This window comes from Moraxella sp. I5G (genome assembly GCF_055193055.1).
In genome coordinates this window covers 38,166-57,273 of record NZ_JBUXLH010000002.1, presented here as the reverse complement: position 1 = coordinate 57,273, position 19,108 = coordinate 38,166, and the positions used below count along the sequence as shown (strand labels likewise).

The following is a 19,108-nucleotide window of genomic DNA, read 5'->3' as shown; positions in this document are numbered from 1 at the left end:
GGCTGGCTTTTTAATGGAAAAATTTAATTATGACAACCAACATCACCGTACCGGCAGACGCTAAGCCACTTTGTTTTGACGATTTAAAACTGCAAAAACCAATTTTAAAGGCCTTGGCTAAAAGTGGCTACACCACACCCACCCCCATTCAAGCTGGGGCAATCCCTTGTGCTTTAAACCAAGAAGATTTATTGCTATCTGCTCAGACAGGTTCAGGTAAAACAGCAGCATTTGTACTGCCAATCTTGAATCAATTATGTCAGCTTGATAAACAAAAAAAACACATTCATGCCCTGATTTTAACACCAACTCGTGAACTTGCTCAGCAAGTCTATGATAGCGTGCGTCGTTATGGGGCAAATATCAAAGGTTTGTACAGCACAACATTGGTTGGCGGCTCTAATTATGGCGGACAAATCCGTAATTTGCGTAAAGGTGTGCAAATAGTCATTGCAACGCCTGGTCGGTTGCTAGACCATATGACCGCAGGACGTGTGGATTTATCAGCACTGTCAGTTTTGGTATTAGACGAAGCAGATAGAATGCTGGATATGGGTTTTGCTGAAGACATTGAAAAAATCATGCAAGCAGTACCAACTAGTCGTCAAACCATCATGTCATCAGCAACTTGGGATGGCGAAGTCGGTAAAATTGCTGAAAATTTCACCAATAATCCTAAGAAAATCGCCATCAAAGTAGAAACTGCTCATATTGATGAATCGGTTTATTTTTGTGATGATTTTCATCATAAAAATAAAATCTTATTACAGCTGCTGGGCAATCCAGAAATTAAGCAAGCGGTTGTTTTTACAGCGACCAAAAAAAGCACTGAAGATTTAACCCAAACATTGACCGAAGCAGGGCTGTCAGCAAAATATCTGCATGGCGATTTACCTCAAGGAAAACGTAATCGCATTATCAGCGATATCAAAGCCAACAAGTATCAAATTTTAGTAGCAACTGATGTGGCAGCTCGCGGTATTGATATTTCTGCAATTAGCCATGTGGTGAATTATGATTTGCCACGTCAGGTGGAAGATTATGTGCATCGTATTGGTCGCTGTGGTCGAGCTGGTCGTACGGGTGTTGCGATGAATTTATGCAGCATTGATGATAGAAGACAGCTAACTTCAATTGGTCGTTATCTAAAACGTGAAATTAAAGAAGAAGTATTGGAAGGACTTGAACCAAAACGCAACATTCAAAAAACTCATCACAAGTCTGAACGTGATAAAAAACGCGTTCGGTCAAAAACTGTCAGTGATAAATTTAATAGAATGGACAAAAAACAATCGAATTTTATCAAAAATCAAGATGGTGATTTTGAACAAGGTTATTTTGCCAAACCGCATAAAAAGCGTGATAGAATGGGCAGTCGTTTTGAATTACAAAATTTTGAAGCAAAAAAAGCAGCGAAATCTGCATTTTCTGACAAAAAATCCAATCGTTTTCTTGGTGCGGTAGAGGTGGATGATAATGGTTTTGCTTCCAAAAAACGCAGTAAATTTGCTAAATCAACAACCAAAGAGTCGGCGCCAACAAAAAATACACGCCGCCCTTCAACATTTAAAAAAGATAAGCCACAAAAACGCGTAGAAGAAGTGCTTTTTAACCAAACTGCACCTAAGAAACGTAAATTTGGTCATTTATAAGTCGTGGTTATCAAGTTTGTTATCATCAATAAAAATATGCCCACTTATTAAGTGGGCATATTTTGTTAGTTAGGCTTGAATCTCACCACGCAATTTTTGACCTGCTTTAAAAGTCACCACACGACGCGCTTTCACTGGAACTTCCTCTCCAGTTTTTGGGTTGCGCCCGGGGCGAGTTTTTTTGTCGCGCAGCTCAAAATTACCGAATCCTGATAATTTGACTTCTTTGCCATCGGCTAGACTTTGGCTGATTTGGGCAAAAAACATATCTACCAAAAATCGGGCATCTTGGCGGCTCATACGCAGGCGAACGGTTAAATGATCAACCATATCAGCCTTAGTTAGTGTACTCATGATTATTTCCTTTGATTAACTTTTATTGGTTAAATTTGCCATTAGCTATCACGCAGTTTGGCGTTGTGGTTTTGGGTTAGAATATCAATCACCTTATCCATTAGGGTCTTGATGGTTTCATCATCCAGTGTATTATTGGCATTTTCAAACGTCATAGTAAAGGCAACCGATTTTTTGCCAGTCGGCAAACGCTCACCTTCATAAACATCAAATAAAGCCAAATCTATTAAAAATTCACCAGCAGCTATTCTGATATCGCTAGCCAAAGTTTGCCAGTCTACTGCTGTATCTATCAAAAATGCTAAATCACGACGCACTTGAGGAAATTTGCTTGGCGGGGTGATTTTAGGTAAATTATGGTATAAATTGAGAATTGTTTCGTAGGCAAACTCAGCCACCCACGTAGTTGGTAAATCCAGTGCTTGAGCGATGCTTGGGTGTAGCTGACCAAACCAACCAACTTTTTTATCATCAATCAATAAATACGCACTTTGACCTTTGTGTAAAAATGCTAAATCAGCACGCTGATAACCAACACGACGATTGTCTAAATTAGCAGGCAGTAAATTTTCAATATCGCCTTTAAAGTCAAAAAAATCAAAAGGGCGATTAGTGTAGATACTTTTATCCATAACATCGCCAACCGATATCATCGCAAGGCTTGGCGTTTGTACCAGTTCTGAAACATTTTTACCCACAAAACTAAGTCCCGTTTCAAAAAAACGCAGGCGATTTTGTTTGCGGTTTAGATTGTACTGTACAATTGGCAAAAGGCTAGACAGCAATGTGCGACGCATGACGGCAAGGTCTAAAGAAATAGGATTGGCAAGGGGTAATATGGCTCCCAATTTTTCATCATTTAGCAAGTTTTCTAGTTTTTCATCACTAAAACTAAAACTGATTGCTTCTTGATAGCCTTCAGAAACTAGGGTATTTTTTAGATTTAACAGTAAATCTTGACCATCATCATAATCCATGTCCACTAACAGACTTGGCAATACTGGAGCGATGTTGTCATAACCGTAAATACGAGCAATTTCTTCAACAATATCTTCGCTGATGGTTAAATCAAAACGGTGACTTGGTGGCGTACAAACTAAAAAAGCGTCTTTGTCTTCTACAATAATTTCTAAATGGGTTAGAATTTGAATAATTTCATCTTTAGCAATATCTACGCCTAACAAGCTTTTTACTTGAGTAAGTGCTACTTGTATAGGTAAGCGTTTGGGTAAATTATCTAAATTTTCAACAGTAAACCATCTGCCAACTTCACCACCTGCTACACTGGTAATCAAATCAACGGCTCGATTTAATGCGCGTTTTGGTAAATTAAAGTCCACACCACGTTCGAATCGTTGGCTGGCATCGGTATGCAATCCAAAACGTCTGGCACGTCCAGCAATGGCATTGGGTGCAAAAAAGGCACTTTCTAAGATGATATTGCTGGTGTTGTCTGTAACTGCTGAACGTAATCCGCCCATGATACCCGCCAACGCTAAAATACCTTCACTGTCTGCAATCACAAGTTCATCACCTGTTAGCGTAACAGTTTGCTCATTGAGCAATGTAAAAGTTTCACCAGCATGGGCAAGACGCACACAAACATCACCAACAACTTTATCGGCATCAAATGCATGTAGTGGCTGACCTAATTCCAATAACACATAGTTAGTCACATCAACTAAAAAATTATGCGTTCGTAGTCCTGATGCAATCAAGCGGTCCTTAAGCCATTTTGGGGTGGCTTTACTTCGGTCAATATTAAAAATAGGCTGCAAGAAATAACGTGGGCAAGCGTCATCAGCCTGAACCACAACATTTTGGTGAAGTAGGGCAGAGTATACTTTTTCATTTTCCTGTTGATGAGCATCTATGCCTGTATTATTTTCTTTTTTTAGTCGGTGAATGACTGCGATTTCACGAGCAATTCCTAACACACTAAAACAATCACCACGGTTTGGCGTGATGGAAATATCTAAAATATGACCATCTAACGCCAAATATTCACGTAAATTTGTTCCAATGGGTGCGTCGTCATCCAATTCTAACAGACCATCAATTTCGTCGGGCAAGCCAAGTTCAGATGCGCCGCATAACATACCAAAGGATTCAATACCACGCAATTTCCCTTTTTTAATGGTAAATGGTTTGCCATCCATAGGGGGTAATATCGCCCCAACCGTTGCCACTGCAACTTTTAGCCCAACTCGAACATTGGGCGCGCCACAAACAATTTGCAAAGTTTCTGTGCCAATATTTACAGTGGTAACTTTCAGTTTGTCAGCATCAGGGTGTTGGTTGCAGCTTAATACTTCACCAATCACAACACCGCTAAAATCTGGAGCAACTTTATACAAATCATCCAGTTCCAACCCTGCCATGGTTAGCTGATGACCAATTTCTTCAGCACTTAAATTTAGATTGGGAAAATACTGTTTTAACCAAGTTTCGCTGATTTTCATTGTTTATCTCAAATATCTGTTTTAAAATTTAAAAAGTAACTTACACCTGCTTTAAAGTAGGCAAAATTACTCTATAAAAGGTTAATCTTGTTTAATCAACCAGCTATTTTTGGGGTTTATACACTTGATAAGATGGAATATAAAATAGCATGATTGATAAAAAGCAATCAGTTGGGTAATTGTAACATTTAGCTAAATTGTTTTAAAAAACGTACATCATTTTGAAAAAATAGTCGTAAATCGTTTACGCCATAGTACAACATTGCAAAGCGTTCAATCCCCATACCAAAAGCAAAGCCTGTGTATTCATCTGGATTAATGTTGCAGTTTTTTAGCACTTGAGGGTGAACCATGCCGCAGCCCATCACTTCAAGCCATTTACCATTATCGGCTAGAATGTCAACTTCGGCAGAAGGTTCGGTAAAAGGAAAAAATGAAGGGCGAAAACGCACGGTTAATTTTTTTTCAAAAAAAGCTTCTAAAAATGCTTGAATCAGTCCCTTTAATTCAGCAAAAGTAGCAGTTTTTGAGATAAGAAGCCCTTCCATTTGGTGAAACATGGGCGAATGTGTTTGGTCGCTATCACAGCGATATACCCGACCTGGGCAAATCACCCGAATGGGCGGCTCATTGTTCTGCATGGTGCGAATCTGTACGGGGCTGGTGTGCGTGCGCAAAAGATAATGAGCATCAAAATAAAAAGTATCATGCATTGCGCGTGCTGGATGAGTTTCAGGGATATTTAAAGCTTCAAAATTATAATAATCGCTCTCTACCTCAGGACCAGTTGCTACATTAAAGCCTGCTTGTACAAAAAATGTCTGCATTCTTTTGGCAGCCATGGTTACAGGATGTAGCGTGCCTTTTTTTACAGTACGAGCTGGCAAAGTAATGTCAATTTGTTCACTGGCAAGTTTGGCTTCTAGGGCGTCTTGAATAAGTTTTTGATTTTTTTCATCAAAATTGGTAGTAAGCTGAGTACGTAGTTCGTGTAAATAGCCACCATATTGTTTTTTTTGCTCACTATCTAATTTACCAAGCTGTTTGGATAAAGTGGTTAAAATCGCTTTTTTGCCCATTAAATTAACTTTGAGTTCTTGCAGGGTTTTTTCATTATCGGCTTTAGCAATTAAAATAGATGCTTTTTGAGCAAAATCTTTAAAATCGTCATGACTAAGATTTATCAGATTTTCATCTAAATTGGGTAAAAAATCACTCATAATGGTTGGTTCGCTTCTTTGGATGGTTTACAAAAGTTTACGATATTTTAAAGAATTATCAAGGTTTTAGCAATATTTTTAGTTGATTTTGGGTAAATTATCTAATAAATTTATCAAAAAAACTTTTACAACTTATGATTTTTCATAAGTAAAGGCAAAATTATGGTAAATGGTAAATTCATCGTTGGCGTTACTGGCGGTATTGGTAGTGGCAAAACAGCAGTTTGTGATTGGTTTATTGCTCAAGGCATTGATGTGATTGATGCTGATAAAATCAGCCACGATTTAACCAAAAAAGGTTCGCCTATTTTACAAACACTAAAACAAACCTTTGGCGACTGGATTTTACAAAATGACGAATTGAATCGGCAAGCTTTGCGCCAATTTGTTTTTCAAAATCCTGATGCGTTAAAACAACTAAATGCTATTATGCATCCACAAATTTGTATAAAAATTATACAAAATTTAGAATGCATTTCCAGTGATTATGGTATTTTGTGTGTACCACTTTTGTTAGAAAATATCAAAGATGATGACAAAGGGTTAAGTGAATTTTGTGATAGAGTCTTGGTGGTGGATGTGCCTGTTGATGTACAGATTCAGCGAGCTAGCCAAAGAGATAATCAGACCAAGAAAGATATTTTGGCAATCATCAATAAGCAAATTTCTCGTGATAGACGTTTGGTGTTGGCTGATGATGTGGTAGATAATTCAGGTACGCTGATTAATTTACAAAATCAGTTAATCAATTTGCATCAAACATATCTAAAATTGGCACAAAAAACACCTTAAAAAATTAAGGTGTTTGTTTTAAGGTCTGCTAAGTTTTAAAATTACTCAGGAATACGCAAAACTTGACCAACATAGATTTTGTTAGGGTCAGACAACATTGGTCTATTAGCGTTAAAGATTTTCATATAGTCGGCATTGCCATACATTTCTTTAGCGATTTTTGATAAATTATCACCAGCTTTCACAGTGTAAAAACGTGATTCAGGCTCTGGTTTTTCTACTTCAATATTGTCTTCAACGACCGCAACATATTGCACGTTGCCTACCGCCAAACGGGCTCTTTCACGATCTTCTTGAGTTTTGGCAGTGCCTTTTAGGGTTACTGTATCCGTATCGCCATTGTAATGTACGGACAATCCATCAATTTGTACATTTTGAGCTTGGATGCGAGCTAGTAGCAAATTAGCAATTTCTTGAGCGGTTGGCTCTGCTTGAGTTTCTACTGCTTGGGGTGCAGCAGTTTCAGTAGTCTCGGTTTTGTTGCGATGAAAAATTTTATCGCCGATGTCTTTAGCAAAACTAAAAATACCCATAAAAACTCCTCAGTTAGTGGGGTTAAAACTTTTTCTATCTTATTACATTTTTGTCTAAAAGTCAGTAAAATTTTTTTATGTCAAATTACGCTGTTATTGCTACTAGCATTTTATGATTGTTATCGGGCGCTCAAAAAAATAAAAACCACTAACGTAGTGGTCTTTATCAAATGAATGTTTAAAAACAATCAATTACGCTAATTTTGCAGTCACATAATCAATGGCTTTTTGCACAGTGGTTAGCTCTGCTGAATCTTCATCAGGAATGGTGATGTTGAATTCATTTTCAAATGCCATTACCAGCTCAACCAAATCCAATGAGTCAGCGCCTAAATCACCCATAAAAGAGGCACTAGTATTGATTTCGTCAGCATTTAGGCTAAGTTGTTCAGCAACAGCAGCTTTTACTTTAGCTTCAATATCGCTCATAAAAATCTCCAAATTTTTAATCAGTACACTGTACTATGTAAATGTATTAAAGTTGTTATCATAAAACATTTAATTAAAATATGCAAGTTTTTTAAAACATACGTTCACGATTTGTATTTTTTATAAAAATTACATATACATGCCACCATTGATTGCAAGTGATGCCCCTGTAATGTAGCTGGCATCATCACTTGCCAAAAAGGCGACAGCAGCAGCAATTTCATGGGGCTGTGCCATGCGTCCAATAGGAACAGCATCAAGCAGTGATGCAACCATGCGTTCATCCAATTCTTCGGTCATGTCTGTCTCTACAAAACCCGGGGCAACACAGTTGACCGTTACACCACGAGAACCAATTTCACGTGCCAATGATTTGGTAAAACCCTCTACTCCAGCTTTTGAAGCAGCATAGTTGGTTTGTCCAGCATTGCCCATTTGACCAACAACTGAAGTAATGTTGATAATACGTCCAAAGCGAGCTTTCATCATGCCTTTTACGGCGCGACGACTGGTGCGATAGATGCTGGTTAGGTTGGTATCAATGACATCTGCCCAATCATCCTGTTTCATGCGCATCAAAAGCCCATCTTTGGTAATTCCTGCATTATTAATCAATACATTAACTGAACCATAGACGCTATCAATTTCATCAAATAGGGCATCAATGTCTTCATCACTACAAACATTTAGTACGCGTCCAATACCACCTGATTCACTCAAATATTCACTAATAGCCGCCGCCCCTTTTTCACTGGTTGCAGTACCAATGACAAAATGACCATCTTTGGCAAAGCGTTCAGCAATTGCACGTCCAATGCCACGACTTGCACCTGTAACTAAAACTATTTTTCTACTCATGATTTGCTCCTAATTGTTCATCTAACTTCTCAAGGCGCGCCAGTTTGTCAGTCGGCAGTGCCAAAATAGGGGTTGCTTGACGTTTGGCAAGATTTGAAAGTACGTTACCAGGACCGCATTCAATCAATAAATCTATGTGTTTTTCTGCCAAAACTTGCATGGTTTTTGCCCATTGAACAGGCATGGAAAGTTGTTCAGTTAAGGCGGTTTTGATTTCACTGGTTGCTTTATGAACACAGGCATGACGGTTTTGAATCACTGCAATCTTTGCAGAATTAAAAGTCGTTTTTGCCAAAATTTCAGCCAATGCCTCACTGGCAGGATTCATCAATTCACAATGCGATGGTACAGATACTTTCAATAAAACAGCCTTTTTGCCCAAAGCCTCCACTGCTGTTAATACTTCAGACACACCCAAGGCAGTGCCAGCAATTACGACTTGACCTGGACTGTTAAAATTGGCAGGGTTAACAATTCCAACAGTTTCTTTGGCAGATTCGCATAAACTAATGACTTGTTCATCACTTAAACCTAAGACTGCCGCCATTTGTGTATCCATGCCTAAAACCGCTGAGGTCATTAGTTTGCCACGTTCATGAACCAAACATACCGCATCTTTTAGGTTAATCACACCTGAGGCGACCAGTGCGCTATATTCGCCCAAAGAATGTCCAGCTAGATATAAAGGTGAGATACCATGATGATTAAATTTATCTTGTAAAATTCGCCAAATTGCGACACTGCTTGCAAGCAGTGCTGGTTGAGTGTATTCGGTTTTATGTAGGCGCTCTTCATCGGCTGTAATCTGCCACAAATCAAAACCCAAGGCATCACTAGCTTCAGCAAAAGTTTGTTGAACAACATCAAACGACTGAGCAAGTTCATTCATCATACCAATGGTTTGTGAACCTTGACCTGGAAAAATTACCGCAATTCGTCTTGTTTCTGTTACCATATGTTACCCATTCTTCATAAATTTTAAAATTGTGTAAAAAGATTCATTGTATCACAAAAACGAACATCTGTTTACACGTATTAAAACTATTGACCGATATTTAATCTATTTGTAGGCTAATTTGTTGTAAACTGGTTTTTGGTGTTGTCAATGATTGAATACATAAACATCAATGAGGCAATAAAAAAAGTCAAGCCCTTATCAAATAAGAACTTGACTTTATATCAATCAATAATGGATTAGCCTTCTTGACTGACCTTAAATAACTGGCGACCACGATAAAAACCATCTTTGGTAGCGTGATGGCGAATGTGTTTTTCACCAGTGGTTGAATCAATGCTTAAAGTAGCCACGCTGATACGGTCGTGAGAACGACGCATATCACGGCGTGAACGGCTTTTGCGGTTTTGTTGAACGGCCATGATAGCTCCTAAAATCTAATCATCAAGGCAAACTCATTGCCCATAAAAAGTGGTTGGGTGCGTGTCTATAGTTTGTTATTTCAAACTAAACTCACGACGAGTTAGATGAAGTTGCGCACTAAATTTGCGATTATACTTAAAAAAATATAAAATTTCAATCAATATTTCAGATTTTTGATGGGTGTCATGGTGAATCAGTCATGATTTTTTGGGTAGCTGCCCCTTTAATTGTGATAGTACCAAAAATGGATTGTCTGCCTTTTCTTCAGGCTCGAAACTCTGTAACGTTATGGGTAATTGACAATTTTCATGACGAGGCGACAAAGGCAAACGTAACAGTAGTTCATCTTCTAATAAATCTTTGATAGGCAATGTTTTGCGATTATCAGGACAAACTTCATCTAAAAACACAAATTCAGCATCATTGATACTGGCAATCTGACTTTCACTATATAAAATCGCCAAAGTGTAGTTTCCTGATAAATTAACAGTGATTGGCAGTAAACAGCGCTGACATGCAAGCTGTACATGATTTTGAATGTCATAACTGAGCCACAAAATACCTTCTTTTTTAGTTAAAGTAAGTTGGATGGTGAGATTTGGCTGAGTGTGTGTTTTATCCAATACTTGATAAAGGCGAGAAAATTCACAAATTGCCACTTGTCCAGACCAAACAAAACCAACATCTGCCCATTTTTCTAATAAAATATTGGTGGGCATCTGTGATTTTTGATTTAAAGAATTATTAGAAGATAAATGTGTCATTGAGTTTTTAAATAGTTGTTGAATTGATTTAAGTTTACGCAAAAAAAAATCGTTGGTCAATGCTATAATGTAGTTTTTTATTTATTTTATAATTATGATTAATTTTAACCAGCTATCGCCTTACGCCCACAAAAATTGTCATTCTAACCCCAAACCTATTTTAAAACTTTGGCAAGATTTTTATAAAAACCCTAATGTTGTTTGTGAAATAAAAAATTTAATCACCCACATAGATGATTATCACGATTACCAAAAAAAATGGCGAAATGATTTATCTCAAAACCAAAATGACGATGAACTTACTCAATGGCTAATTGATTTGTTCAACAGTATGTTTGCGCAAACCAATATGGATGGTGTGCCAACCATTTTAGTGCGTGGCGATGGTGAACCAGAATATTTTGCCAGTCGCGATGGCAATCCTGCACGCATTGAATTTGCTCACGGTTTTTTTGCCAGTGCTTTACATGAAATCAGTCATTGGTGTGTGGCGGGCAAAAAACGTCGTCAATTAGATGATTTTGGTTATTGGTATGTTGCTGATGGGCGTGATGAAGCCACCCAAAAGCTATTTGAGCAAGTAGAAATCAAACCTCAAGCTATTGAATGTTTATTAAATTTGGCGTTGGGTCGTTATTTTTATGTATCACAGGATAATTTAAATGCTGATTTTGATACATCAAATAGCACGTTTGCCAGTGATGTTTATCTTCAGGCGTATGATTTTTTACAAAATCCGCAGTTTTTATCCAAAGATGCTAAAAGATTAATTTGGTTATTTTTAGATTTATGTTGCTATTAATTTAGCAATATGATATCAATACAATTATCCAGATTGTATTTAGGCTGCTTTAGTTGAACGTTTTAATAGTTTTGCCAATAATATTCCCACTTCAAACAACAAACACATTGGAATGGCTAACATTAACATAGATAACCCATCAGGTGGTGTTACCAGTGCCGCAATAAAAAAACACCCTACAATCACATATCGGCGACTTTTAATAAGTTTATCGGTACTGACAATATTTAATAATACCAAAAGTAAAGTGGCAACTGGTATTTCAAAAACAATGCCAAATAATAAAAATAATTTTAATACAAAATCCAAATAACTATTAATATCTGTCATTGGCAAAACATTATCTGGAGAAAACAGCACCAAAAATTTTAAAGCAGGGGTCAATACTAAAAAATAGGCAAATGTCATACCAACATAAAATAAAATAATTGCTGATAATAATAAAGGGATGGCAATGCGTTTTTCGTGTTTATATAAAGCAGGCGAAATAAAACCCCAAAGCTGACCAATAATAAAAGGAATGCTGATAAAAATTGCCATAAAGAACGTTAATTTAATGGGCGCAACAAACCCTGAAGTAACTTCTGTGGCAATGATGCTGGCATTATCGGGCAATAGGGAAACCAAAGGATTGGAAATAAAATCGTATAATGTGCGACTAAAACCTACCAATGCCAAAAACACAACCAAAACCGCAAAAACCATGCGAATCAGACGAGTGCGCAGCTCAGCAAAATGCGCCAAAATAGGCATTTCGCCTTCATCAGATTTTTGTGGTTTGATAGTGTTCATGATGGTATATTGATGGATTGATAGAGCAGTTTATCTGCTTTATAGTTGGGCAAAAAAGGCGCATTGGGTAGGCGACGCTTTTTATCATAATCGCCCAATAAAAAAAATCGACCTGATAATGGCAAAGGAGCCTTTTTATTATTGGTTAATTCAACGGTTTGTAATGTTTGTTTTGAGCCATCTTGCAAATCATTTTGCAATTGGTTAAGCCGATTTTTTAAATCTTGCTCAGAGGCTCGAATTTTAGCAATTTCGGTTTCAAATTGTTTTTGCAATTGATTTAATTCAAATTCACTGGCAAAATCTTGTTGTAACTTGTCAGAGATTCTGCGAAATTGCCCGTACCATTTGCCCAATGTTTTTGCAGCATAAATTAATTTATCAGGACCTAAGACAATCAGTGCAATCATGCCAAAAAGCAGCAGTTCAAAAAATCCCAAATTAAACATTTGGATTATGCCTTATCGTTAGGTTTGATTTCTTTGATTTCAGCTTGAATTGGCACATCTTGATTGATGGTGGTGTTGTCTTGGGTTAGCTTGGGTTTTTCCTCGTCTTTAACCGCATCTTTAAAACCTTTAACAGCTTCCCCCAAATCTTTGCCAGCATTTTTTAATTTGCTGGTACCAAAAATTACCACAATCACCACTAAAAAAATCAGCCAGTGAGTTAAAGAAAATCCGCCCATATTTTTACCTTTATTTTGTAAAATAAGTTTTGTAAAACCAGTTTTATTAAGTTTATCAAATTTATGGCTGTTGATGTAAACACTTTAAATTAAAATTTAATGTATCGCAGTTCTGGCATTTTTTTCATCAATACCTGAAAGCCCAAAACGTCTTGCTAATTCAGTTAAAATATCGTTTGATGATAGGTTTAAATCCGCCAGCGCTACTAAGGTATGAAACCAAACATCGGCGACTTCATAAATAAAATCGCTGCGCTGTTTTTGAAAATCTTGCCCCAGTTTGATGGCTGTTTGCAGTTCTTTGGCGGCAATGATGGATTCTACCGCTTCTTCACCAACTTTTTCTAAAATCTTATTCAAACCTTTGTGATATAAACTGGCAACATAAGAGCTGTCCTTATTGGCAGTTTTGCGCTGGTTTAAAATCATATCTAGTTTTGATAAAACATCTTGAGGTAAGATGTTTGGTAAAGGTGTATTTTTGGCATGGTTTGTACCATAAATTTCATCAGCTGGTTTAATGACATTATCACAAGTTTGCCAAGTGTGATTTTTGCTATCTAGCTTTTGGTAAAAACAGCTTTGTCGCCCTGTATGGCAAGCAATACCGCCGACTTGAGTAATGGTAAGCAAAATCGCATCGCCATCACAATCGGTATAAATATCATGCACAACTTGCTGATGACCACTGCTTTCGCCTTTGTACCAAAGTTTGTTTCGGCTACGACTAAAATACACACCCATACCAGTAGCTAAGGTCAGTTCTAAGGCTTGGCGGTTTTGCCATGCCATCATTAAAACCCGCCCTGTGTCTTTATCTTGAGCAATGGCAGGCACAAGCCCATTTTGATTAAACTGAATTTCATCAAGCCAAGTCATACACTGATTTTCCTTTTTTAGACAACCAAATTCTAACATAAATCTGAAGGATAAAAAAGTTAGATTGGCTTGAAATCCAAGAATTGTTAGATTATAATACACACCCCACCTTAAGACTACTTTAGTAGGCAAACGGGTTTTTTAGGTTGGCTTAGCCAACTATTAAAAAGAGGAAAAATCATGAAACTAAAAACCAAACGTGGTGCTGCCAAGCGTTTTAAAAAAACAGCGAACGGTTTTAAGCGTAAACAAGCATTCAAACGCCACATTTTGACCAAAAAATCTCCTAAGCGTATCCGCCAATTGCGTGGTTGCGTGATGGTTCACGCTTCAGACGTGGCTTCCATTCGTCGTATGTGCCCATACATTTAATGCCCATACAATTTATTTAGGAGAAAAAAATGGCTCGTGTAAAACGTGGTGTACAGGCTAATCGCCGTCATAAAAAAGTTCTAGCTCGTGCAAAAGGTTACTATGGTGCTCGTTCACGCGTGTATCGTGTTGCTGTACAAGCTGTCATGAAAGCTGGTCAATACGCTTATCGTGACCGTCGTAACAAAAAACGTACTTTCCGCCGTTTGTGGATTGCTCGTATCAATGCAGGCGCTCGCTTAAATGGTCTAAGCTATAGTCGCCTTATCAATGGCTTGAAAAAAGCCAGTGTAGAGATTGACCGTCGTATCTTGGCAGATATTGCCATGCATGATGCGGCAGCCTTTACTGCAATCTGCGAAAAAGCAAAGTCAGCACTTGCTTAAAACTTAATGCATTAAGTTGAATTTAGTTAAACAAGCCCGCTATGCGGGTTTTGTTTTTGGTGGTTAATTAACTAAAAACTTTGACCTAAAACCGTTATAATAGGCGTTTTAGTTATTTACAAAAACATCTATGAAAAATTTTAGCATTCATCAACAAAATCATTTTGCTTCGGTTACTTTTCATGAGGAATTGATTAAAAAATACAATCAGCAAGCACCGCGTTATACTTCTTACCCAACCGCTTTAGAGTTTTCTCCCATTAGCTCAGATGATTCCATTGAGCAGCATATTTTAAAAAACCGCGATTCTAAACGACCTTTATCATTATATATTCACATCCCGTTTTGCCGTCATCTTTGTTATTACTGTGGTTGTAATAAAATCATTACCAAAAAAAACAGCGACTCGGGCGATTACCTAGATTATTTATTTGCTGAAATTTTGCATAAAAAATCGTTTTTAACTGCCCCATTACAAGTAAAACAGGTGCATTTGGGTGGCGGAACCCCAACATTTTTAAGTGATGATGAACTGATTTTGTTGTGGCAATTTTTAAAACAACACTTTGATTTTGCTGATGATGGTGATTTTTCAGTGGAAATTGACCCAAGAGAACTTCGAGAAAATACGTTAACTGTTTTAAAAAATCTGGGTGTGAATCGCTTAAGTTTTGGAGTTCAAGATTTGGAAGAAAAAGTACAAATTGCTGTTAATCGTGTTCAACCTGAGCATTTGATTGAGAATGTGATGACTTGTGCTAGGCAACTTGGATTTAAATCCATCAATATTGATTTAATTTATGGGTTGCCTCATCAAACAGTAGCTAGCATGGCAACAACGATTCAGAAGATTATCGCATTATCGCCTGATCGGTTATCGCTATTTAATTACGCGCATTTGCCGTCGCGTTTTACCCCCCAAAAACGCATCAATGAAGCTGATTTACCTAGCCCTGAAAGTAAATTAACAATGTTTAAAAATGCCATTACCGCTTTAAACCAAGCCAATTATCAATATATTGGCATTGACCATTTTGCGAAACCATCTGATGAAATGGCAAAAGCTCAAAGACAGGGGCGGTTGCATCGCAATTTTCAGGGATATACCATACTTGGCGAATGTGATTTATTGGGTTTTGGGGTCAGTAGCATCAGTCAAATTGGCGAACATATGTTGCAAAACCCAACCAGCCTTGGTGATTATCAAGAGAAAATCCATGCGAAAATTTTACCTGCAGTTAAACATGTTCAAGCCAGCCCAAAAGATGCGTTACGTCGTGATGTGATTATGAATTTATTGTGTCACGATATGATGGATTTTGCTGATTTAAACTTGCGATTTGGCATTGATTGCCAGCAGTATTTTGCTGAAGAATTGCAAGGTTTGCAAGCAATGCAAGATGATGGTTTGTTGAAAATTGATAAAAATGGTGTGCAAATTTTACCCAAAGGACGTATTTTAGGGCGTAGTATTGCCATGGTGTTTGATGAATATCTGGTCAAAAAACATCAAAATCGTTTTTCCCGTGTGATTTAACCATAATAAGATATAAGATTAAAGGGTATGAAATGAAAGTTTTAGGCTTGGAAACATCTTGCGATGAAACAGGACTGGCGATTTATGACAGTCAAATGAATGGCGGGCAGGGCGGTATTTTAGCGCAAGTACTTTACAGTCAGATACAGCTGCACGCTTTATATGGTGGAGTTGTGCCAGAACTTGCCAGTCGCGACCACATTCGTAAATTGGTACCACTATTTGATGAGCTTTTGCAAAAAGCAAATATGGACAAAACTCAAATTGACGCGGTTGCCTATACAAAAGGTCCAGGATTGATTGGGGCTTTGATGACGGGAGCGTTATTTGGAAGAGCATTGGCTTACGGTTTAGGTATCCCAGCAATTGGCGTGCATCATATGGAAGGACATTTGTTAGCGCCACTGCTTGACCATGACAAATCCGATGGTCAAAGATTGCAATTCCCATTTGTTTGCCTCTTGGTATCAGGCGGTCATACAATGCTACTGCATGCTAAAAAATTGGGTGATTATGAAATTTTGGGCGAATCAATTGATGATGCAGTAGGGGAATGCTTTGATAAAACTGGAAAAATGCTTGGATTGGCTTATCCCGGGGGTCCAAATATCGAAAAATTGGCAAAAAATGGCAATAAAAACGCTTATGCTTTACCGCGTCCCATGCTGGATAAGGGACTTGATTTTTCATTTAGTGGCATGAAAACAGCAGTACACAATTTAATCAAAGACACTCAAGGCAGTGATGACAATCCAATAGTGCGTGCTGATATTGCTGCTAGTTTTCAATTTGCGGTTATTGATACATTAACAAAAAAATGCATCAAAGCTCTAACACAAACAGGATTAAAAAAATTGGTCATTGCAGGGGGTGTTTCAGCAAATAGTCAGCTTAGAATCGAACTGCAAAATGCCACAAAAAAAATGGGTGCAAGTGTCTATTATGCCCCTCAGTCATTATGTACCGACAATGGAGCGATGATTGCTTATGCAGGGTTTTGTCGGCTTAAAGCGGGTCAGTTTGATGGTTTGTCAGTAGGGTGTGTTCCTAGATGGGATATGCAGACACTTAAATTTTAAGTCCATGCCATTTTTAAAATATTAGCTACGGCAAATGGTGTAATCATTATCGCCAAAATACTGCCCGCGCCAAGCAGCGCTAAAGTTGGTAAAGCATTCAGCCCTGTGGCAAATAAATCCACTGCGCCAGTAGCAAAAATCAGCACAGGTAACTGCATAGGTAGGGCGATGAGTGGTACTAAAATTGCTCCATTTTTTAAGGTTAATGTTAAACTGCTGGCAATGGCAGATAACATCAGTAGCAGGGGTGAACCAACCACGATGGACAGCATGAGTATCAAGGCTTCACCAATGGGCAGTCCAAATAAAGGCACAGCAAACAAAGACAGTAAGCTGACAAATCCAGCACTAAACAGCCAGTGCATGCCTAGACGCACCAATACCCAAAACGATAAAGGCGCCGATGATACCACAAGCTGACTTAATGTACCATTGTCAAAATCTGGACGAAACAAATCATCCACACCAATTACCAAAGATAATAGCACCGCTACCCAAACCGCCGAACTTGCCAGACGAAGCAGTAGTTTGGGTTCACCGCCTACCGCCAAAACAAATAAGGTAATAATCAGTAAAAACAGTACCAAAGGATAAAGCCATTGCACGGCTTTTTGTCGTTTAATATGCCACTCTCTGGATAAAATTTGTTGATAAATTCCATGATTCATAGAGCAAAATCCGCTAAATTTATCGTCATAGTTGTTCCTTGAATCGCCTGATGACTGGTTGTTAGTATGGCGCCGCCGAGTTTGGCAAACGCTTGCATTCGGTCTTCTATTTGTGCAGTCATGTTTTTATCTAAAGCGGTTAAAGGTTCATCAAGCAGCCAAAGCGGAGCATGCTCTGGCGTCATGACAAAAAGCCTCGCCAAACCAATGCGTCTGGTCTGACCTGCTGAAAGCTGACTGCTAGGCGTTTCACCAAGCCCCCACAAACCAACATCGTCCAAAGCTTTATCTAAAATATCTTGATGGTAATCCACATCATATAGTGACAATAAAAATGCTAAATTTTGATAAACCGTCAAATCAGCGCTAATACCCAACTGATGAGAAATATATACTAAAGGTGATTTTTTAATTAAACCAGTTTGTGTTGGTAAAAGTCCTGCAATTTGGTTAAATAGGGTGGTTTTCCCCAAACCATTTTCACCAATTAAATGACAAATATCACCTGGTTTTAAATTAAAATTAAGTCCCTGGCAAAGAATAAATTCGCCTCGTTGTACGCTTAAATCATCCAAAACCAATAAAGATTTCTCATCTGTATCCGTCATAAATTATACAATCCACTGCAAAATGTTAATCATATCAAAATTTTTGTTAAAAAAGATAAAATTTGGTAAAGAATCAACAAAATTTAAGCCATCCTAATAAATTTTTGCTATGCTATTGGGCGAAAAGATAAGAATAGAAGTGCTTGATTTATGTTAGAAAAATTAAAACAATTTTTTACTCGATTTTTTTGGTTAAGCCCAAAAAATAATGAACATCGCTACCTACCTAAGCCTAATAAAACGGATATTCTACCAGATACTTTACATGCATCGCAAAATAAACCATCTGCAGATGAGGCTCACCAGTTGCCAATCACTAATCGAATTAAAACGTGGCTTGATGGTCAAGGCTGGCGTTATGACCATCGCCCACCTAGTGAAAACGCCAGTCGTACTCATCATTTGATTTTGGGATTTACAGATAAAAACAATCAAGATTGGACGTGTATTTTTCGCATTAATGAATCCAATCAATTAGTTACTTTGTTTGGAGTAATTGAAGAAAGCATTCCAACGTATCACTATGCTCAAACCATGGTGGAAACTAGTCAGGCAAACATGAAAATAGGCTATGGTAATTTAGAACTAGACCCTTATGATGGCGAACTACGCGCTAAAGTATCATTTGATGGTGAATTTACCAGCATTAGTGATAGGGCGCTAAGCTGTTATGTGCAAGCAGTATCTGGTTTGATAGATATTGCCTACGATATCATCAAAAACACCAAGCAAAATACAATGTTTAGCAATAATGTCAATGATTATTTGGAAGCAACTGATGAAGTGGATGTGGTGGTTGATGATAAACATCAAAAATTTTTTGTGGCGACTACAGCAAAACAGTAACTAATGCTT

Annotated in this window: 23 protein-coding genes; 8 read left to right on the top strand and 15 right to left on the bottom strand. The window is 37.8% G+C overall.

Annotation, left to right across the window (positions count from 1 at the left end; all coding sequences use genetic code 11):
- The first annotated feature begins 29 nt into the window (after nucleotides 1-29).
- Entirely contained in the window at nucleotides 30-1,652 is a 1,623-nt protein-coding gene (locus tag ACZBKJ_RS01340; protein WP_463199116.1) for a DEAD/DEAH box helicase, read from the top strand.
- Between the two features lie 69 nt (nucleotides 1,653-1,721).
- Here ACZBKJ_RS01340 and ACZBKJ_RS01335 read toward each other — a convergent pair whose 3' ends face one another.
- From ACZBKJ_RS01335 to pheS, 3 genes are all read right to left on the bottom strand, one after another.
- Nucleotides 1,722-2,006, bottom strand: coding sequence for an integration host factor subunit alpha (locus tag ACZBKJ_RS01335; RefSeq protein WP_463199115.1), 285 nt, complete (start codon nucleotides 2,004-2,006; stop codon nucleotides 1,722-1,724).
- A 41-nt stretch (nucleotides 2,007-2,047) separates the two neighbouring features.
- Nucleotides 2,048-4,468, bottom strand: a complete 2,421-nt coding sequence (pheT, locus tag ACZBKJ_RS01330) for a phenylalanine--tRNA ligase subunit beta (protein ID WP_463199113.1) — start codon at nucleotides 4,466-4,468, stop codon at nucleotides 2,048-2,050.
- Nucleotides 4,469-4,656: 188 nt separating this feature from the next.
- Nucleotides 4,657-5,688 carry a phenylalanine--tRNA ligase subunit alpha gene (pheS, locus tag ACZBKJ_RS01325; RefSeq protein WP_463199112.1) on the bottom strand — a complete coding sequence of 344 codons (1,032 nt, stop codon included), beginning with the start codon at nucleotides 5,686-5,688 and terminating at the stop codon, nucleotides 4,657-4,659.
- Nucleotides 5,689-5,850: 162 nt separating this feature from the next.
- Between pheS and coaE the strand changes: the two genes are divergently transcribed.
- Nucleotides 5,851-6,480 (top strand): dephospho-CoA kinase, encoded by a 630-nt coding sequence (coaE, locus tag ACZBKJ_RS01320; RefSeq protein ID WP_463199111.1) that lies wholly within the window; start codon nucleotides 5,851-5,853, stop codon nucleotides 6,478-6,480.
- Between the two features lie 41 nt (nucleotides 6,481-6,521).
- On the opposite strand, the gene lysM is transcribed toward coaE, so the two are convergent.
- The 6 genes from lysM to ACZBKJ_RS01290 all read right to left on the bottom strand — a co-directional run bounded on the left by lysM (nucleotide 6,522) and on the right by ACZBKJ_RS01290 (nucleotide 10,442).
- Nucleotides 6,522-7,013, bottom strand: coding sequence for a peptidoglycan-binding protein LysM (gene lysM / locus ACZBKJ_RS01315; protein ID WP_463199109.1), 492 nt, complete (start codon nucleotides 7,011-7,013; stop codon nucleotides 6,522-6,524).
- A 192-nt stretch (nucleotides 7,014-7,205) separates the two neighbouring features.
- Nucleotides 7,206-7,442, bottom strand: coding sequence for an acyl carrier protein (gene acpP, locus ACZBKJ_RS01310; RefSeq protein ID WP_463199108.1), 237 nt, complete (start codon nucleotides 7,440-7,442; stop codon nucleotides 7,206-7,208).
- A 129-nt stretch (nucleotides 7,443-7,571) separates the two neighbouring features.
- Nucleotides 7,572-8,300: a 3-oxoacyl-ACP reductase FabG gene (gene fabG, locus ACZBKJ_RS01305; RefSeq protein ID WP_463199107.1), complete on the bottom strand. Its 729-nt coding sequence runs from the start codon at nucleotides 8,298-8,300 to the stop codon at nucleotides 7,572-7,574.
- Complete coding sequence (fabD, locus tag ACZBKJ_RS01300; RefSeq protein ID WP_463199106.1) at nucleotides 8,293-9,255, bottom strand: ACP S-malonyltransferase; 963 nt, start codon at nucleotides 9,253-9,255, stop codon at nucleotides 8,293-8,295. Before fabD ends, fabG begins: the two co-directional genes overlap by 8 nt.
- A gap of 239 nt (nucleotides 9,256-9,494) precedes the next feature.
- Nucleotides 9,495-9,677 carry a 50S ribosomal protein L32 gene (rpmF, locus tag ACZBKJ_RS01295; protein ID WP_463199105.1) on the bottom strand — a complete coding sequence of 61 codons (183 nt, stop codon included), beginning with the start codon at nucleotides 9,675-9,677 and terminating at the stop codon, nucleotides 9,495-9,497.
- 198 nt (nucleotides 9,678-9,875) lie between these two features.
- A complete protein-coding gene (locus tag ACZBKJ_RS01290; protein ID WP_463199104.1) occupies nucleotides 9,876-10,442 on the bottom strand; it encodes a YceD family protein in 567 nt (188 codons plus the stop codon).
- Between the two features lie 94 nt (nucleotides 10,443-10,536).
- Between ACZBKJ_RS01290 and ACZBKJ_RS01285 the strand changes: the two genes are divergently transcribed.
- Nucleotides 10,537-11,244, top strand: coding sequence for an elongation factor P hydroxylase (locus ACZBKJ_RS01285; protein ID WP_463199103.1), 708 nt, complete (start codon nucleotides 10,537-10,539; stop codon nucleotides 11,242-11,244).
- A 39-nt stretch (nucleotides 11,245-11,283) separates the two neighbouring features.
- On the opposite strand, the gene tatC is transcribed toward ACZBKJ_RS01285, so the two are convergent.
- The 4 genes from tatC to hisIE all read right to left on the bottom strand — a co-directional run bounded on the left by tatC (nucleotide 11,284) and on the right by hisIE (nucleotide 13,642).
- Entirely contained in the window at nucleotides 11,284-12,036 is a 753-nt protein-coding gene (gene tatC / locus ACZBKJ_RS01280; RefSeq protein ID WP_463199102.1) for a twin-arginine translocase subunit TatC, read from the bottom strand.
- The gene (gene tatB, locus ACZBKJ_RS01275; RefSeq protein ID WP_463199100.1) at nucleotides 12,033-12,485 is read right to left on the bottom strand and encodes a Sec-independent protein translocase protein TatB; all 453 of its coding nucleotides are present in this window, start codon (nucleotides 12,483-12,485) and stop codon (nucleotides 12,033-12,035) included. Before tatB ends, tatC begins: the two co-directional genes overlap by 4 nt.
- Nucleotides 12,486-12,490: 5 nt before the next feature.
- Nucleotides 12,491-12,724: a Sec-independent protein translocase subunit TatA gene (tatA, locus tag ACZBKJ_RS01270; RefSeq protein ID WP_463199099.1), complete on the bottom strand. Its 234-nt coding sequence runs from the start codon at nucleotides 12,722-12,724 to the stop codon at nucleotides 12,491-12,493.
- Between the two features lie 96 nt (nucleotides 12,725-12,820).
- Entirely contained in the window at nucleotides 12,821-13,642 is an 822-nt protein-coding gene (hisIE, locus tag ACZBKJ_RS01265) for a bifunctional phosphoribosyl-AMP cyclohydrolase/phosphoribosyl-ATP diphosphatase HisIE (RefSeq protein ID WP_463199266.1), read from the bottom strand.
- 138 nt (nucleotides 13,643-13,780) lie between these two features.
- Here hisIE and rpmI point away from each other — a divergent pair, with 138 nt between their 5' ends.
- The 4 genes from rpmI (at nucleotide 13,781) to tsaD (ending at nucleotide 16,977) form a co-directional block, all read left to right on the top strand.
- The gene (rpmI, locus tag ACZBKJ_RS01260) at nucleotides 13,781-13,975 is read left to right on the top strand and encodes a 50S ribosomal protein L35 (protein ID WP_036331620.1); all 195 of its coding nucleotides are present in this window, start codon (nucleotides 13,781-13,783) and stop codon (nucleotides 13,973-13,975) included.
- Nucleotides 13,976-14,004: 29 nt separating this feature from the next.
- A complete protein-coding gene (gene rplT / locus ACZBKJ_RS01255; protein ID WP_463199098.1) occupies nucleotides 14,005-14,361 on the top strand; it encodes a 50S ribosomal protein L20 in 357 nt (118 codons plus the stop codon).
- Nucleotides 14,362-14,491: 130 nt separating this feature from the next.
- On the top strand, nucleotides 14,492-15,898 hold the full coding sequence (hemN, locus tag ACZBKJ_RS01250; RefSeq protein WP_463199096.1) for an oxygen-independent coproporphyrinogen III oxidase: 1,407 nt from the start codon (nucleotides 14,492-14,494) through the stop codon (nucleotides 15,896-15,898).
- Between the two features lie 32 nt (nucleotides 15,899-15,930).
- Nucleotides 15,931-16,977 (top strand): tRNA (adenosine(37)-N6)-threonylcarbamoyltransferase complex transferase subunit TsaD, encoded by a 1,047-nt coding sequence (gene tsaD, locus ACZBKJ_RS01245; RefSeq protein WP_463199095.1) that lies wholly within the window; start codon nucleotides 15,931-15,933, stop codon nucleotides 16,975-16,977.
- On the opposite strand, the gene ACZBKJ_RS01240 is transcribed toward tsaD, so the two are convergent.
- On the bottom strand, nucleotides 16,974-17,645 hold the full coding sequence (locus ACZBKJ_RS01240) for a heme exporter protein CcmB (protein WP_463199094.1): 672 nt from the start codon (nucleotides 17,643-17,645) through the stop codon (nucleotides 16,974-16,976). The genes tsaD and ACZBKJ_RS01240 overlap by 4 nt on opposite strands.
- A complete protein-coding gene (gene ccmA, locus ACZBKJ_RS01235; RefSeq protein WP_463199093.1) occupies nucleotides 17,642-18,253 on the bottom strand; it encodes a heme ABC exporter ATP-binding protein CcmA in 612 nt (203 codons plus the stop codon). Before ccmA ends, ACZBKJ_RS01240 begins: the two co-directional genes overlap by 4 nt.
- Before the next feature lie 150 nt (nucleotides 18,254-18,403).
- On the opposite strand from ccmA, the gene ACZBKJ_RS01230 reads away from it, so the two are divergent.
- A complete protein-coding gene (locus ACZBKJ_RS01230; protein WP_463199092.1) occupies nucleotides 18,404-19,099 on the top strand; it encodes a hypothetical protein in 696 nt (231 codons plus the stop codon).
- Nucleotides 19,100-19,108: the final 9 nt, after the last annotated feature.